The following is a 12,560-nucleotide window of genomic DNA, read 5'->3' as shown; positions in this document are numbered from 1 at the left end:
GACGGACCGGCGCGCGCCGTGGGGGCGGTTCGGGAGAACCCATCTCACATGTCGGCCCGTGCGGAGCCGATCTCTGCTTAGGTGAGGCTCACCTGACCGGCGGGGGCGAGGAGGCGACCGTGCGCGTGGTGCTGTTCGGCTACCAGAAGTGGGGAGCGAGGCTCCTGGCGAGCCTGCTCGAGAGCCGGCACGAGGTGGTGCTCTGCGTGAGTCACCCGGAGAGCCTCGGGGAGCACGAGCCGGCCATCTTCCAGGAGCCGGTGGCCGACCTCGCGCGGCAGCACGACATCCCGGTGATCTACCGCGACAAGGCCGTCGACGACGAACTCGTCGCCGCGATCGCCGAGCACGGCGCCGAGATCGGCGTCGCCTGCAACTGGCGCACGTGGATCTCGCCGAAGGTGTTCTCCGCGCCCACCCGCGGCACCGTGAACACCCACGACGCGCTGCTGCCCAAGTACGCCGGGTTCTCCCCGCTGAACTGGGCGCTGATCAACGGTGAGTCGCAGGTCGGGATCACGGCGCACTGGATGGACGCCGACCTCGACCGCGGCGACATCATCACCCAGCGCACGGTGCCGGTGACGCCCACCGACACCACCGAGGACCTGTTCTTCCGCACCGTCGACCTGTTCGGACCGCTCACGCTCGACGCCCTCGACCGTGTCGAGCACGGCCCCTTCGACTGGCTGCGCCAGGACCCCGAGCACGCCAGCTTCTTCCACAAGCGCGCCGACCGCGACAACCGCATCCCGTGGGACCGCCCGGCGAAGGACCTCGTCAACCTGGTCCGCGCCCAGACCGGGCCCTACCCGAACGCCTGGTGCCTGCACGAGGGGCGGCGCCTGCGGGTGCTCGAGGCGACCGTCTCCCGGAACCGGTGCGGCGGCACGAACGGCCGGGTGTTCGCCCGCGAGGGCACCGGCGTGATCGTGGTCGCCGGTCCCGAGGCCTGGCGCGGGGACCAGCACGGCCTGGTGCTGCAGCGGGTGCGCGACGAGAACGACGTCGAGCACGTCGCCGGGGACTGGTTCCGTCGCATGGGCGACTATCTCGACTGAAACGTCCGCCACACCATGCGGTGACCCTGCGTCACGGTCCGGGCCCGGACAGGTCGACGGATCATGACCAACAACCGCAAGCGTCTCGCCGTCCTGGGCGGGGTCCTGCTCGTCCTGGCCGGCGCCGGTGTCGCGTTCGCGGCCTACCTGTCCACCGGGACCGGGACCGGGGAGACGACCTCGACCGTCGCCGTGAACTCGACCATCAGCTCGAGCTCGCGGGGCACCGCGCTCTACCCCGGGGCGACGACGCCGTACACGGTCACCATCAACAACCCGAACCCCTACCCGGTGAAGGTCGTGAGCATCACCGCCAGCACGTCGGACGCGGCCGGCACCTGCCCGGCCGGCACGGTGACCAGCCCGGGCCTGACGAACCCGCCCGGCACCATCGCGGCGAACGGGACCGCCGACTACACGCTCACCGCGACGATGATCAAGGACCCCGACAACAGCTGCCAGGGCAAGACGTTCAGCATGCCGCTGAACGCCAACCTGGCGTCCGCGGCGGGGTGAAGGTCGACTCGCTGCTCCAGCGGGAGGGGCGGGGCCCGGTCGAGCGCACGGGCCCGATCCCGCTGCCGGGCAGGCGTCCCCGCCACCTCGCGGGCCCGCAGCGCGGGCGCCCGGTCCACCCCGACGCGCCCACCGAGCCGCTCCGCGTCCCCGGCCGCCCGGCCGCCCCGGAGCGGCCCGGTGCCGGGTTCGCCGTGCCGTCCGGGGCGTTCCCGGTCCCGGTGGACGTGGTCGACGCGACCGGACCCGCCGTCGGGACCCCGTCCCCGGCGGTGCCGCGGGGGCGGGGGCCGCGGCCGACCCCGGCCGGGGGCATCCCGGCCGGGCCGGCGCTGCGGCGGGAGCGCGACGCGCGTCCCGCCCCACCCCGCCGTCCCGACGACGGGCCGTCCCCGGTCCGTCGCGTGACCGATCCGGAGGTCCCCGTGGACGTGCCGCCGGAGCGGTCGGAGCGCCCGGAGCGCCCGGCCCGACCCCGTCGACGCCGCTGGTTCCGCCGCAGCCGGAGCACGACGGTCGTCGTGCTCGCCCTGCTCGCGGCGGCCCTCGGTGCGGCCGGCGTGGCCGTCGCGGCCTGGTTCGCGTCCGGCTCGGGCACCCCGGGGCTGGACGGGCGCACCGCCCTCGCCCCGACCACCGCCGCCGTCGCCGGCAGCGCGGTGACGACAGGGCTGCTCACCCCCGGGAGCAGCGGCACCGCCGTGCTCTCGGTGACCAACCCGAACCCGTACCGGGTACGGATCGCGACGGTCGCTCCCGCGGGAGCCGCCACCGCGAGCGGCGGGGTCGGGGCGTGCGCCACGACCGGCGTCGCCCTCGCCGCGCAGAGCCCCGCCGGCGTCACCCTCGCCCCCGCCGCGAGTACGACCCTGACCCTGGCCGGCGCGGTGAGCATGTCGACCGTCTCGGAGACGGGGTGCCAGGGAGCGACGTTCTCGATCCCCGTCACGGTGACGGTGGTGAGTGCGCCGTGACCCGCCTGCTGGTGGCCGTGACGACGGTCCTCGGGCTGCTCGCGGGGGCCGGGGTCGCGTGGGCGGCGTGGACGAGCAGCGGTCCGGGCAGCGCGACGGCCCGCGCCTCGGCGCTGGGCACGACGACCGCGAGCGCCACGGCGTGGACCTGCGGCGGGCTGCTGGGCGCGCCCCGGTTCGCGGCGGGCGGCGCGGGGCTCGAGGCCTTCCCGGACCAGGTGGTCACCACGACCACCACGCCCACCCCCCGCGCGGCCACCACGACGACGACCACCCCGGCGCCCACGACCACCACGACTCCCGCCGCCACGACGTCGGGCTCCCCGTCGACCACCACCGTCACCACGCCGACCACCACCACGACGGTCGCCCCCACCACGTCCACCACCGGTGTGGTGACCGGCCTCGGGGCCGTCGCCTCGACCCTGAGCTGGACGGCCGCGACCGCGGCGACCGCCTACCAGTTCCAGGCCGCGACCACCGCCGACTTCGCCGCGCCGGTCGCGGCGGGCACCACGAGCGCCCTGTCGACCACGGTGACCGTCCGCGCGATCGTGCGCACCACCGTGTACCTGCGGGTGCGGGCCACCGCCGGCGCGTGGACCGGGGCGTGGAGCCCCACGCTCACGACGAGTGCCGGACCGTGCCTGCTGTGACGGTCGTGTTGCGTGGGCACTCGTCGGGCCGTGCGACGTGGCAGGCTCGACGACCATGAGCCCCACCCACGACCGTCTCTCCGCCGGCCGCGAGGTCGTGGTCGCGAAGGAGGCGAAGGGTCTGAGCTGGCAGCAGCTCGCCGACGCCCTCGACCGCTCGCTGGTCTGGACGACCTCCGCCCTGCTCGGCCAGCAGCCCCTCGACGTCGAGCAGGCGCAGAAGGTCGGCGGCCTGCTCGGACTCGACGACGACGCCGTCGCGGCGCTCTCGTTGCCGCCGGTGCGGGGCGAGGCCGCGATCGACCCCACCGAGCCCGTGACCTACCGCCTGCACGAGGCGCTGCAGGTCTACGGCAGCGCCCTGCACGAGCTGATCCGGGAGGAGTTCGGGGACGGGATCATGTCCGCGATCGACTTCAGCCTGGACTTCGAGCGCGAGGAGGACCCGAAGGGGGACCGCGTGAAGCTCGTCTGGAGTGGCAAGTTCCTGCCGTACAAGGTCTTCTGAGGCCGTGACCGAGCTCGTCGTCCTCCTCGATCCCGACGGTGCCGCCATCGGCACCGCGGCCAAGTCCGAGGTGCACCACGCGGCGACGCCGCTGCACCTCGCCTTCTCCTGCTACCTCGTCGACGACGACGGGCGGCTGCTGATGACCCGCCGGGCCGCGCACAAGCGCACCTTCCCCGGCGTCTGGACCAACAGCTTCTGCGGCCACCCCGCGCCCGGGGAGGCCCTCGACGAGGCGGTCGTCCGCCGCGGTCGGCAGGAGCTGGGTCTCGACGTCGGGTCGGTGCGGCTCGTGCTGCCCGGGTTCCGCTACCGCGCCGAGCAGGACGGCGTCGTCGAGCACGAGATGTGCCCGGTGTTCGTCGCCACCGCCACGGGCGCCCCGGCCCCGGACCCCGCCGAGGTCGACGAGGTGCGGGCCGTCCCCTGGGCGACGCTGCACGACGGGGCCCGGCAGGGCTCGTGGCCGGAGCTCTCGCCGTGGTGCGTCGAGCAGGTCGCGCAGCTCGCCGTGCACGGTGACCCGGCACGCTGGCCGACCGGCGACCCGTCGGCGCTGCCGCCCGCGGCGCGGCTCAGCTCGTGACGGGGTGCCCGGGGTAGGTCCCGAACTGCCAGTGGTTGCCCTCGGGATCGAGCAGGGTGCAGTCGTGCGAGCCGTAGTCGGTGTCGTAGGGCTCCGCGACCGGCTTCGCCCCGGCGGCCACCGCCCGGGCGAAGATCTCGTCGGTGTGCGCGGCGTCGCGGGTGACGGCGTAGCCGCCGAAGGTGCCGGGGGCGAGGGCCCAGTGGCGGCCGGAGTCGTCCTCGCGCTCCTGCCCCAGCATGATCCCGCCGCCGGGCGGCCAGGCCAGCTCGGCGTGGTGGACCACGCCGTCCTCGCCGGCGTACACGACGGTCTCGGTGAAGCCGAAGGCCGAGACGTAGAAGTCGATGAGGGCGCGCGCGTCGCGGGCGCGCAGCGTGGGCCAGACCTGGGGTGCGGGCGTCGCGTTCATGCCGCCGAGGATCGCGGGTCCGCCCCCGTGTCGTCTTGGACGGATCCGACCAGTCCGCTCCGGACCTCCTCGGTGACCCAGGTCGTCGCGCTGCACCCGGCGAGCGCCCGGAACTCGCGGGCGAGGTGGGCCTGGTCGGCGTAGCCGTGGTCGGCGGCGACCCCGGCGAGGTCGAGCGCCCCACGCCCGGCCCGGCGCACGATCTCGTGCCGGGCCCGGTCGAATCGCGCCATCCGGCCGGCCACCGACGGCCGGACCCCGAACTCGGCGGCGAAGCGGCGCGAGAGGTGGTCGGTGCTCCAGCCGACCTCCCGCGCCACGTCCCGCACCGATCCGCCGGCCGTGATCCGGCCCCAGGCGTGCCGGACCTCGTCGGCGGTCCGTGACCCGTCGTCGTGCGCCCGGAGCAGCCGCGCGAGGACGTCGTCGAGGGCGGCGAGCCGGACGCCCCAGGTGGCGCCGGCGTCCACGCGCTCGCAGAGCTCCCGCCCGATCCGGCCCACCACGTCGGCGGCCTCGACCGAGTGGCCGGCCAACGCCGCGGCGGGCACGCCGAACAGTGCACGGGCCGCGAGCGGGTCCACGGTGACGTGGATGCCGGCCTGTCGGCCCGGGTGCACGATCGTCCCCGGCTCGTCGTGCAGACCGGCCAGGCAGGCGCGGAAGTCCGCACACCCGCCGTCGGGACGGCGCATCCGCAGCGGCTCGTCGACCGGGACGACGAACGTGAGCCAGGGCGAGGGCAGCGCGCGGTGGATGCCCGGCGGGGTGTCGCGCACGTCGTACACGTGCCGCGTGAGGGACCTGCCCATCCGCACAGTGTGGCGGCGCAGGGGTGTGCCGCAAGGCGCTCTCGGGCAGGATCCACCCATGATCTTCATCGCCGTGAAGTGGACGATCAAGCCGGAGTACGCGGACCGCTGGCCGGAGCTCTCGCGCGAGTTCACCCAGGCCACCCGCAACGAGCCCGGCAACATCTTCTTCGAGTGGAGCAAGTCGCTCGAGGAGGAGAACACCTACCAGCTGGTCGAGGCGTTCCAGGACGGCACCGCCGGCGACCACGTGAACTCCGACCACTTCCAGAAGTTCGTCGGCGAGGCCCCGGACTGGGTCGCCGAGACCCCGAAGATCGTCAGCATCCAGGGCGTCGAGCAGGACGGCTGGGGCGAGATGGGCGAGGTGCAGCCCCGCTGAGCGAGATCACCGAGCTCGGTCTCGTCGAGCTCGCCGGCGCGCTGCGTCGCCGCGACGTCTCGTGCGTCGAGGTCGCGCAGGCGACGCTCGCGCGCATCGACACGCTGAACCCGGCGGTGAACGCGGTCGTCGACCGCCGCGATCCCGACGACGTCCTCGCCGAGGCCGCCGCGCTCGACGACGAGGCGGCGGCGGGTCGCCGACGCGGTCTGCTGCACGGCGTGCCGCAGGCCGTGAAGGACCTGGCCGAGGTCGCCGGGCAGCCGTTCACGGCCGGGTCGCCGGTGTTCCGCGACCGGGTCGGGCTGGTCGACGCCCCGCACGTCGCGCGCATGCGGGCGGCCGGTGCGGTGTTCGTCGGGCGGACCAACACCCCGGAGATGGGGTTCGGCTCGCAGACCTACAACCCGGTGCACGGCGCGACGCGCAACCCGTGGGACCCGACCCGCACGGTCGGCGGCTCCAGCGGTGGCGCCGCCGCGGCGCTGGCCTGCCGGATGCTCGCCGCGGCCGACGGCAGCGACTACATGGGCTCGCTGCGCAACCCCGCCGCGTGGACCTCGGTGTACGGCCTGCGGCCCTCGCGCGGCCGCGTCCCCGGCGTGCCGGGCTTCGTCGCGCAGCTCGGCGAGGCCGGGCCCATGGCGCGTTCCGTCACCGATCTCGCCGCTCTGCTCTCGGTCATGACGACGGGTGCGCCGGTCGGTCCGCTCGACCGCGCCGATCCCCTGGACCTCACCGACCTGGCGCCGGTCGACCCGACGTCGCTGCGCGTGGGGTGGCTCGGCGACCTCGGCGGGCGCCTGGCGTGCGAGGACGGGCTGCTCGACCTCGCGCGCCGCGGCTCGGTGGACGTGTTCGCGACGCTCGGGGCGACCGTCGAGGAGGTCGTGCCGCCGTTCGACCTCGACGCGCTGTGGGACGCGTTCCTGGTCTGGCGCTGGTGGAACGCGTGCGAGATGGCGCCGCTGCTCGAGTCGCACCGCTCCGAGCTCAAGCCCGAACTGGTCTGGGAGATCGAGCAGGGGCTGGCGCTCTCCGCGCTGCAGGTCCACCGGGCCGCCGCCGTCCGGGCGGAGTGGTTCCGCGTGGTCGTCGGGATGTTCGGCCGGTTCGACGTGCTCGTCGCCCCGGCGACCCAGGTGCACCCGTTCCCGGTCGAGGTCACCTGGCCGCGCGAGATCGCCGGCCGGACGATGGACACCTACCACCGCTGGATGGAGACGGTGGCGCCGTGGTCGATGGCCGGCGTCCCGGCGATGGGGATGCCCGCGGGGTTCACGCCCGGCGGCCTGCCCGTCGGGGTGCAGCTGATCGGCCCACCGGGAGACGACCGCCGGGTGCTCGAGGTCGCGCTCGCCCACGAGGCGGCCACCGGGTACGCGCGCGCCGTGCCGCCGGTGGCGACCTGAGGTCGGCTCGCTAGGCAGTTGATCATGTCGAGCGCGACAGCCGAGACGTCGCGCTCGACATGATCGACTGCCTAGCAGTTGTCCCGCCGGTGACCAGGGCGGATGTGCGAGTGGCGCCGTCGCTGACGACAGATGTCAGCGCTCTGCCAGTGCCGACTCCGGGGTGTCCGCGGCCGACTCCGCCGGACGCAGCAACCGCGCCTGCCACGCGGCGTAGGCGATGACCATCCCGGCGACCGCACCCGCGACGGCCAGGGCCAGGGTGAACGCCGGACCGGCCACGGCCGGGTCGCCGCCCGCGGCGAGGGTGCCGCCGAGGGTCTCGCCCGGGACGCCCGCCGGCAGGCCCGCCGCGTAGACCGCCGCGGTGACGCTGCCGAGCACGGCGATGCCCAGGGCGCCGCCCAGTTCGAAACCGGTCTCGGAGATCGCCGAGGCCGCACCGGCCCGGTCGGTGGGCGCCGAGGTGAGCACGAGGTCGGTCGTCAACGTCTCCACCATGGCGACCGCCAGCCCGGCCACGGCCAGACCGACCACGATCACCACCGGTCCGGCGCCCGCCGCCAGCAGGGCCACCGAGCCGAAGCCGACCGCGGCCACGGTGAGCCCGCCGGTCACGAGCCGGCGCACCGCGACGTGGCGGGCCAGACGGGCCGCGACCAGGGCGCCCGCCATCCCCGCGAGGCTGCCGGGCAGCAGCCACATCGCCGAGGTCAGCGGCGACATCCCGAGCACCAGCTGCAGGTACTGCGGCACCAGCACGAGCAGGCCGATCAGCGCGAAGACGCACAGCGTGTTCGTCGCGACCGACACCGAGAACGCCCGGTGGGAGAACAGCGTGAGGTCGATCAGCGGGTCGGGCAGGGTCCGCTGCCGGCGCACGAACACCACCCCGGAGGCGATCCCGACGACGGCGGCCACGGCCCCCGTCGTCGTGAGCCCGCTGGTCGCGACGGACTTCACCGCGTAGACCACCGGCAGCATCGTCGCGAGCGCGAGGACCGCGGAGAGCAGGTCGAAGCGGCCCGGGTGCGGGTCGCGGCTCTCGGGCAGCAGGAACGGGCCCACGGCGAGGAGCGCGAGACAGACCGGGACGTTGACCAGGAAGACCGAGCCCCACCAGAAGTGCTCGAGCAGCCAGCCGCCGATCACCGGGCCGGCGGCCGCACCGCCGGAGAACATCGCGGCCCACACGCCGATGGCGCGGCGCCGCGCGTCCGGCTCGGGGAACACCGTCTTGATCAGCGACAGCGTCGAGGGCATCAGGGTCGCGCCGCCGAGCCCGAGGAGGGCGCGCGCGGCGACGAGCGCCCCGGCCGTGGGCGCGAAGGCGGCGACGACCGACGCGACCCCGAACGCCGCCGTCCCGATCAGCAGCAGGCGGCGCCGGCCGATGCGGTCGCCCAGCGAGCCGGCGACCACGAGGAGGCCCGCGAGGACGAACGAGTAGACGTCGACGATCCACAGCTGGGTCGCCGCACCCGGCCGCAGGTCCTCGCTGATCGCGGGCAGCGCGGCGCCGAGGACGGTCATGTCGAGGGTGATCAGCAGGACCGGGGCGGTGAGGACCCCCAGGGCGAGGGCTCGCCTGGACATGACGCGACTCCTGTTTCTCGACAGTCCGGACGGTACAGTTACGAAACTGTACCAGCTGGACGGTGTACGGTCCCGCGCATGCCTCGACCGTCCCAGCGGGACCGGATCGTCGACGCCTACGTCGACCACGTGGTCAGCGAGGGCCCCGAGACCGTCACCCTCGACGCGGTCGCGGCGCGCGCAGGGGTGTCGAAGGGCGGCCTGCTCTATCACTTCGGCTCCAAGGAGGCCCTGCTCGCCGGGATGCTGGAGCGGGTGCGGACCCTGACCGAGGCCGACATCGCCACGGCCCGCGCGGCGGCCGCGGCGGGCACCGAGACGGTGGCGCACTACTACCTGCGCACGTCCGCGGACGACCCCGCGCGCGACAGCGACTTCTTCCGCGCGATGGTCGCGGTGCTCAAGGTCGCGGGCACCGAGGAGGCGGCCGCGGCGACCGCACGGGCGTCCATGGCGGCCTGGCACGCCGTGCTCACCGAGGAGACCGGCGACGAGCTGACGGCCGACCTGATCGCCGCGCTCGGCGACGGCATCTACCTGCGCGCGATCGCGGGGGAGCGGTCGACGCCCCTGACGCGCGACTGGGACACGACCCTGCGGCGCCTGCTCGGGACCTAACGCTGCGCGCCGAGGCCGGACACGAAGGCCCGCTGCGCCGCGACGAACAGCACGAGCACCGGCAGCACCGACAGGACGGCGCCGCTCATCAGCGTCGGGTAGTCGGTGGCGTACTGGCCCTGGAGGAACGACAGGCCGACGGTCAGGGTCGCGCGGTCGGGGTCGGGCAGCGCCGTGAGCGGCCAGGCGAACTCGTTCCAGCGGTACATGAACGAGACGGTGACGATCACCGCGATCACCGGGCGGCACACCGGCAGCACGATCTCGAGCAGGACCCGCAGCTCACCGGCCCCGTCGACGCGCGCGGCGTCGATCACCTCGTCGGGGATCGAGAGCATGTACTGCCGCGCCAGCAGCACCCCGAACGCGTCCGCGGCGCGCGGCACGATCACCGCCCAGAACGAGTTGACCCAGCCGATCGAGGCGACGAGGTCGAACTGCGGGATGAGCAGCACCTCGGCGGGCACGGTCAGGGTCGCGAGCACGAACACCGATACGGCCGCGCGCCCGGGGAAGCGGCGCTTGGCCAGCGCGTAGCCGGCGAGCAGGCTCATGACGAGGTTCGCCGCGACGGCGACGACCGCGATCGCCGCCGAGTTCCCCACCCAGGTCAGGAAGGGGAACTCGCCGACCGCGGTCCGCACGCCCTGCAGCGTGGGCGCCTCCGGCAACACGGGCTGGCGGCCCGCCGCGACGACGCCGGGCGCCGACAGCGCGGTGACGAGCATCCAGTAGAGCGGGAAGAGCCAGACGACCACGAGGATCGTCACGGTGACGCGCACCTTCGTCATCGCTCCACCACCGCCGTGTCCTCGGTGCGGGCCTGCACCCGCCACCACAGCGCCGTCCCGATCCCGACGACGGCGAGCACGACGAGACCGATCGCGGTCCCGTAGCCCTGGGCGCGGGCGTCGAAGCCCTGCGCGTACGAGTACGTGACGAGCAGTTCGGTCGCGTTCTGCGGCCCGCCGCCGGTCATGACGTAGACGACGTCGAACGTCCGGAAGGTCTCCACCACGACGACGACGGCGAGGAAGACCGTCGTCGGGCGCAGGTGGGGCAGCAGGACGTGGCGCAGCCGGTCCCACGGTCCGGCCCCGTCGAGGGCGGCCGCCTCGAGCTGGTTGCGCGGCGCGTCCGCCAGCGCGGCGAGGTAGACGATGACGGCGAGCCCGCTGCGGGCCCAGACGAGGACGATCAGCACGGACAGCCCCGCCGCCGCCGACGACGACTGCCAGGGCACGTCGTCGAGCCCGATCCCGCGCAGCGCCCGGTTGACGATGCCGACGTTCTCGTCGAACACCGTGCGCCCGAGCAGCGCGATCACCACCCCGGACACGACGTACGGGGCGAGGAAGACGGCCTGCAGCAGGGCACGGCCCCTGGTGAGGCGGCGCAGCAGCAGGGCGATCCCGAGACCCGAGCCCAGCACCAGCGGGACGAGCAGCACCGTCAGGCCGACCGTGTTCGCCGTGGCGCGCCAGAACACCGGGTCCCGGGCGAGCTCGGCGTAGTTCGCGAGCCCGACGCCGCGCGCCGCCCCCAGCCCGGTGTCGCGGGTCAGCGACGTCGCCACCGCCCCGATCAGCGGGTAGGCGATGAACACGACCACGACGACCAGGACGGGCGCGAGCATCAGCCACGCCGAGGCGTGCGCCCGGACCGCCCTCACCGCCGCACCGCCCGGTCGACGGCCGCCGCCAGCGCGTCCGCGTACTCCGCTGTCGGTGTCGTGGGGTCGCCGAGGAACGCCCGCTCCAGCCCGTCGGCGAGCTCGGCCGTCACCGCCGCGGCGCGCGGGATCGTCACCTGCTCGACGAGCGGGGGGCGCACGGTCGCGGCCTGGGCGACGTAGCGGGCCATGGCCTCCGGGGCGGTGGGGTAGCGCAGCGACGCGGCGGGGACGTCGGAGCGGGTCGGCAGGGCGGACGCGGCGGAGCAGAAGGCGGCCATGTTCTCCGGGGTGACGCACCATCGCAGGAAGGCCAGCGACTGCTCGGTGCGCGGGCCGACGGTGGCGGCGAGCGCGTTGCCCCCGAGGTCGGCGGACGCCTGCGCGGCACGGGGAAGCGGGACCGCGGTCCACGCCGGGGCGCCCTCCAGGTCGCCCAGCGAGAAGTTCCCGACGAACGCGGACGCGACGGTGCCCGCGCTGAACAGCTCGTCGGTGGTCACGCCGCCGGAGGTCGAGGTGGAGCGCGGCACGAGACCCTCGACGAACAGTCGGCGGGTGAGGTCGAGGGCGGCGCGCAGCCCGTCGTCGGGCGGGCGGACCGCCCCGTCGAGGGTCGGGGTCAGCAGCCGTCCACCGGCCTGGTCGACCCAGTTCAGCCAGCGGTAGGCGCCGTCGGACTGCCAGTTCACCGCGGTGGCGGCCCGGCCGGGGCGCAGGGCGGCCAGGCGGCGGCACGCGTCGAGGAAGCGGTCCCAGTCCCACGCCGCCTCGGGGTCGGTCGGCAGCGCACCGAGGCCCGCCGCCTGCGCCGCGGCCGTGTCGACGAGCAGCATCGAGGTGTCGGTGTGATGGGGGACGGCGACGGCGGTGTCGCTCCCGGGCCCTGTCACGGCCGCCCAGAACTGCTCGCCGAACGCGGGGCGCAGCGCCGCCGAGTCCGGCAGCGGTGCGAGGACGCCCGCGTCGCGGTAGAGCCCGACGTCGTTGTACGTGACGCGGAAGACGTCCGGCGGCGCGCCGGCCCGGATGCCGGTGTCGACGGTGGTGCCGCGGCGGGAGAACGGCACGGCCTGCAAGCGGACCGGGACACCGGTGCTCGCGCGGAAGCCCTCGGCCAGTGCGCTGAAGGCGCGCCGTTCCGCGGCGGTGCCCCACAGCGTGACCAGCAGTTCGTCGTCCGCCGCCGGCCGCACCGTGTCGAACCCGAAGCCCTGCCACACCGGGGCCGAGCACCCCGCGAGCCCGACCGCGCCGAGGCCGAGCGCGGCGAGCGCGACGCGGCGCGGGACCCCCATGCGGCTCAGTGTGCGCGGAGCGCGCCTACACCGCGTGTCCGACCCCACGGTGTGTTC

15 protein-coding genes are annotated in these 12,560 nt (G+C 74.8%); 9 read left to right on the top strand and 6 right to left on the bottom strand.

Going from position 1 to position 12,560, the window contains the following annotated elements:
- Positions 1-119: 119 nt before the first annotated feature.
- The 6 genes from ACQPYX_RS25540 (at position 120) to idi (ending at position 4,301) form a co-directional block, all read left to right on the top strand.
- The gene (locus tag ACQPYX_RS25540; protein ID WP_433800084.1) at positions 120-1,061 is read left to right on the top strand and encodes a methionyl-tRNA formyltransferase; all 942 of its coding nucleotides are present in this window, start codon (positions 120-122) and stop codon (positions 1,059-1,061) included.
- 63 nt (positions 1,062-1,124) lie between these two features.
- A complete protein-coding gene (locus tag ACQPYX_RS25535; protein ID WP_433800083.1) occupies positions 1,125-1,577 on the top strand; it encodes a hypothetical protein in 453 nt (150 codons plus the stop codon).
- Entirely contained in the window at positions 1,574-2,551 is a 978-nt protein-coding gene (locus ACQPYX_RS25530) for a hypothetical protein (protein ID WP_433800082.1), read from the top strand. Before ACQPYX_RS25535 ends, ACQPYX_RS25530 begins: the two co-directional genes overlap by 4 nt.
- Positions 2,548-3,207: a hypothetical protein gene (locus ACQPYX_RS25525; protein WP_433800081.1), complete on the top strand. Its 660-nt coding sequence runs from the start codon at positions 2,548-2,550 to the stop codon at positions 3,205-3,207. The genes ACQPYX_RS25530 and ACQPYX_RS25525 overlap by 4 nt, the downstream gene beginning before the upstream one ends.
- A gap of 55 nt (positions 3,208-3,262) precedes the next feature.
- Entirely contained in the window at positions 3,263-3,715 is a 453-nt protein-coding gene (cynS, locus tag ACQPYX_RS25520) for a cyanase (RefSeq protein ID WP_433800079.1), read from the top strand.
- 4 nt (positions 3,716-3,719) lie between these two features.
- A complete protein-coding gene (gene idi / locus ACQPYX_RS25515) occupies positions 3,720-4,301 on the top strand; it encodes an isopentenyl-diphosphate Delta-isomerase (RefSeq protein ID WP_433800078.1) in 582 nt (193 codons plus the stop codon).
- Here the strand turns inward: idi and ACQPYX_RS25510 are convergent.
- Positions 4,291-4,713 carry a VOC family protein gene (locus ACQPYX_RS25510; RefSeq protein ID WP_433800076.1) on the bottom strand — a complete coding sequence of 141 codons (423 nt, stop codon included), beginning with the start codon at positions 4,711-4,713 and terminating at the stop codon, positions 4,291-4,293. The two genes, idi and ACQPYX_RS25510, sit on opposite strands and share 11 nt — an antisense overlap.
- Positions 4,710-5,525 (bottom strand): helix-turn-helix domain-containing protein, encoded by an 816-nt coding sequence (locus ACQPYX_RS25505; RefSeq protein ID WP_433800075.1) that lies wholly within the window; start codon positions 5,523-5,525, stop codon positions 4,710-4,712. Before ACQPYX_RS25505 ends, ACQPYX_RS25510 begins: the two co-directional genes overlap by 4 nt.
- A 58-nt stretch (positions 5,526-5,583) precedes the next feature.
- Between ACQPYX_RS25505 and ACQPYX_RS25500 the strand changes: the two genes are divergently transcribed.
- Both ACQPYX_RS25500 and ACQPYX_RS25495 read left to right on the top strand, forming a co-directional pair.
- On the top strand, positions 5,584-5,907 hold the full coding sequence (locus tag ACQPYX_RS25500; RefSeq protein WP_433800074.1) for a putative quinol monooxygenase: 324 nt from the start codon (positions 5,584-5,586) through the stop codon (positions 5,905-5,907).
- Positions 5,820-7,319 (top strand): amidase, encoded by a 1,500-nt coding sequence (locus tag ACQPYX_RS25495; protein WP_433803806.1) that lies wholly within the window; start codon positions 5,820-5,822, stop codon positions 7,317-7,319. Before ACQPYX_RS25500 ends, ACQPYX_RS25495 begins: the two co-directional genes overlap by 88 nt.
- Before the next feature lie 135 nt (positions 7,320-7,454).
- On the opposite strand, the gene ACQPYX_RS25490 is transcribed toward ACQPYX_RS25495, so the two are convergent.
- Positions 7,455-8,915: an MFS transporter gene (locus tag ACQPYX_RS25490; RefSeq protein WP_433800072.1), complete on the bottom strand. Its 1,461-nt coding sequence runs from the start codon at positions 8,913-8,915 to the stop codon at positions 7,455-7,457.
- Positions 8,916-8,993: 78 nt separating this feature from the next.
- Between ACQPYX_RS25490 and ACQPYX_RS25485 the strand changes: the two genes are divergently transcribed.
- The gene (locus ACQPYX_RS25485) at positions 8,994-9,533 is read left to right on the top strand and encodes a TetR/AcrR family transcriptional regulator (protein WP_433800071.1); all 540 of its coding nucleotides are present in this window, start codon (positions 8,994-8,996) and stop codon (positions 9,531-9,533) included.
- Here ACQPYX_RS25485 and ACQPYX_RS25480 read toward each other — a convergent pair.
- From ACQPYX_RS25480 to ACQPYX_RS25470, 3 genes are read right to left on the bottom strand one after another with little or no spacing between them, the layout of a single operon-like run.
- On the bottom strand, positions 9,530-10,324 hold the full coding sequence (locus ACQPYX_RS25480; RefSeq protein WP_433800070.1) for a carbohydrate ABC transporter permease: 795 nt from the start codon (positions 10,322-10,324) through the stop codon (positions 9,530-9,532). The two genes, ACQPYX_RS25485 and ACQPYX_RS25480, sit on opposite strands and share 4 nt — an antisense overlap.
- Positions 10,321-11,205, bottom strand: coding sequence for a carbohydrate ABC transporter permease (locus ACQPYX_RS25475; protein WP_433800069.1), 885 nt, complete (start codon positions 11,203-11,205; stop codon positions 10,321-10,323). The genes ACQPYX_RS25480 and ACQPYX_RS25475 overlap by 4 nt, the downstream gene beginning before the upstream one ends.
- Positions 11,202-12,503, bottom strand: coding sequence for an extracellular solute-binding protein (locus tag ACQPYX_RS25470; protein WP_433800068.1), 1,302 nt, complete (start codon positions 12,501-12,503; stop codon positions 11,202-11,204). The genes ACQPYX_RS25475 and ACQPYX_RS25470 overlap by 4 nt, the downstream gene beginning before the upstream one ends.
- Positions 12,504-12,560 lie beyond the last annotated feature (57 nt).

Source organism: Actinomycetospora sp. CA-084318 (assembly GCF_050955885.1).
In the GTDB taxonomy this organism is placed as follows: domain Bacteria; phylum Actinomycetota; class Actinomycetes; order Mycobacteriales; family Pseudonocardiaceae; genus Actinomycetospora.
Note: the sequence above shows the minus strand (reverse complement) of the source record. Positions and strands in the feature narration are given on the sequence as shown.

Bases quoted from the DNA above. Each gene is read 5' to 3' on its own strand.
- ACQPYX_RS25535 (WP_433800083.1), top strand. From the start codon at position 1,125: ATGACCAACAACCGCAAGCGTCTCGCCGTCCTGGGCGGGGTCCTGCTC.
- ACQPYX_RS25510 (WP_433800076.1), bottom strand. From the start codon at position 4,713: ATGAACGCGACGCCCGCACCCCAGGTCTGGCCCACGCTGCGCGCCCGC.
- ACQPYX_RS25480 (WP_433800070.1), bottom strand. From the start codon at position 10,324: ATGACGAAGGTGCGCGTCACCGTGACGATCCTCGTGGTCGTCTGGCTC.
- ACQPYX_RS25505 (WP_433800075.1), bottom strand. From the start codon at position 5,525: ATGGGCAGGTCCCTCACGCGGCACGTGTACGACGTGCGCGACACCCCG.
- ACQPYX_RS25500 (WP_433800074.1), top strand. From the start codon at position 5,584: ATGATCTTCATCGCCGTGAAGTGGACGATCAAGCCGGAGTACGCGGAC.
- ACQPYX_RS25470 (WP_433800068.1), bottom strand. From the start codon at position 12,503: ATGGGGGTCCCGCGCCGCGTCGCGCTCGCCGCGCTCGGCCTCGGCGCG.
- cynS (WP_433800079.1), top strand. From the start codon at position 3,263: ATGAGCCCCACCCACGACCGTCTCTCCGCCGGCCGCGAGGTCGTGGTC.
- ACQPYX_RS25490 (WP_433800072.1), bottom strand. From the start codon at position 8,915: ATGTCCAGGCGAGCCCTCGCCCTGGGGGTCCTCACCGCCCCGGTCCTG.
- ACQPYX_RS25485 (WP_433800071.1), top strand. From the start codon at position 8,994: ATGCCTCGACCGTCCCAGCGGGACCGGATCGTCGACGCCTACGTCGAC.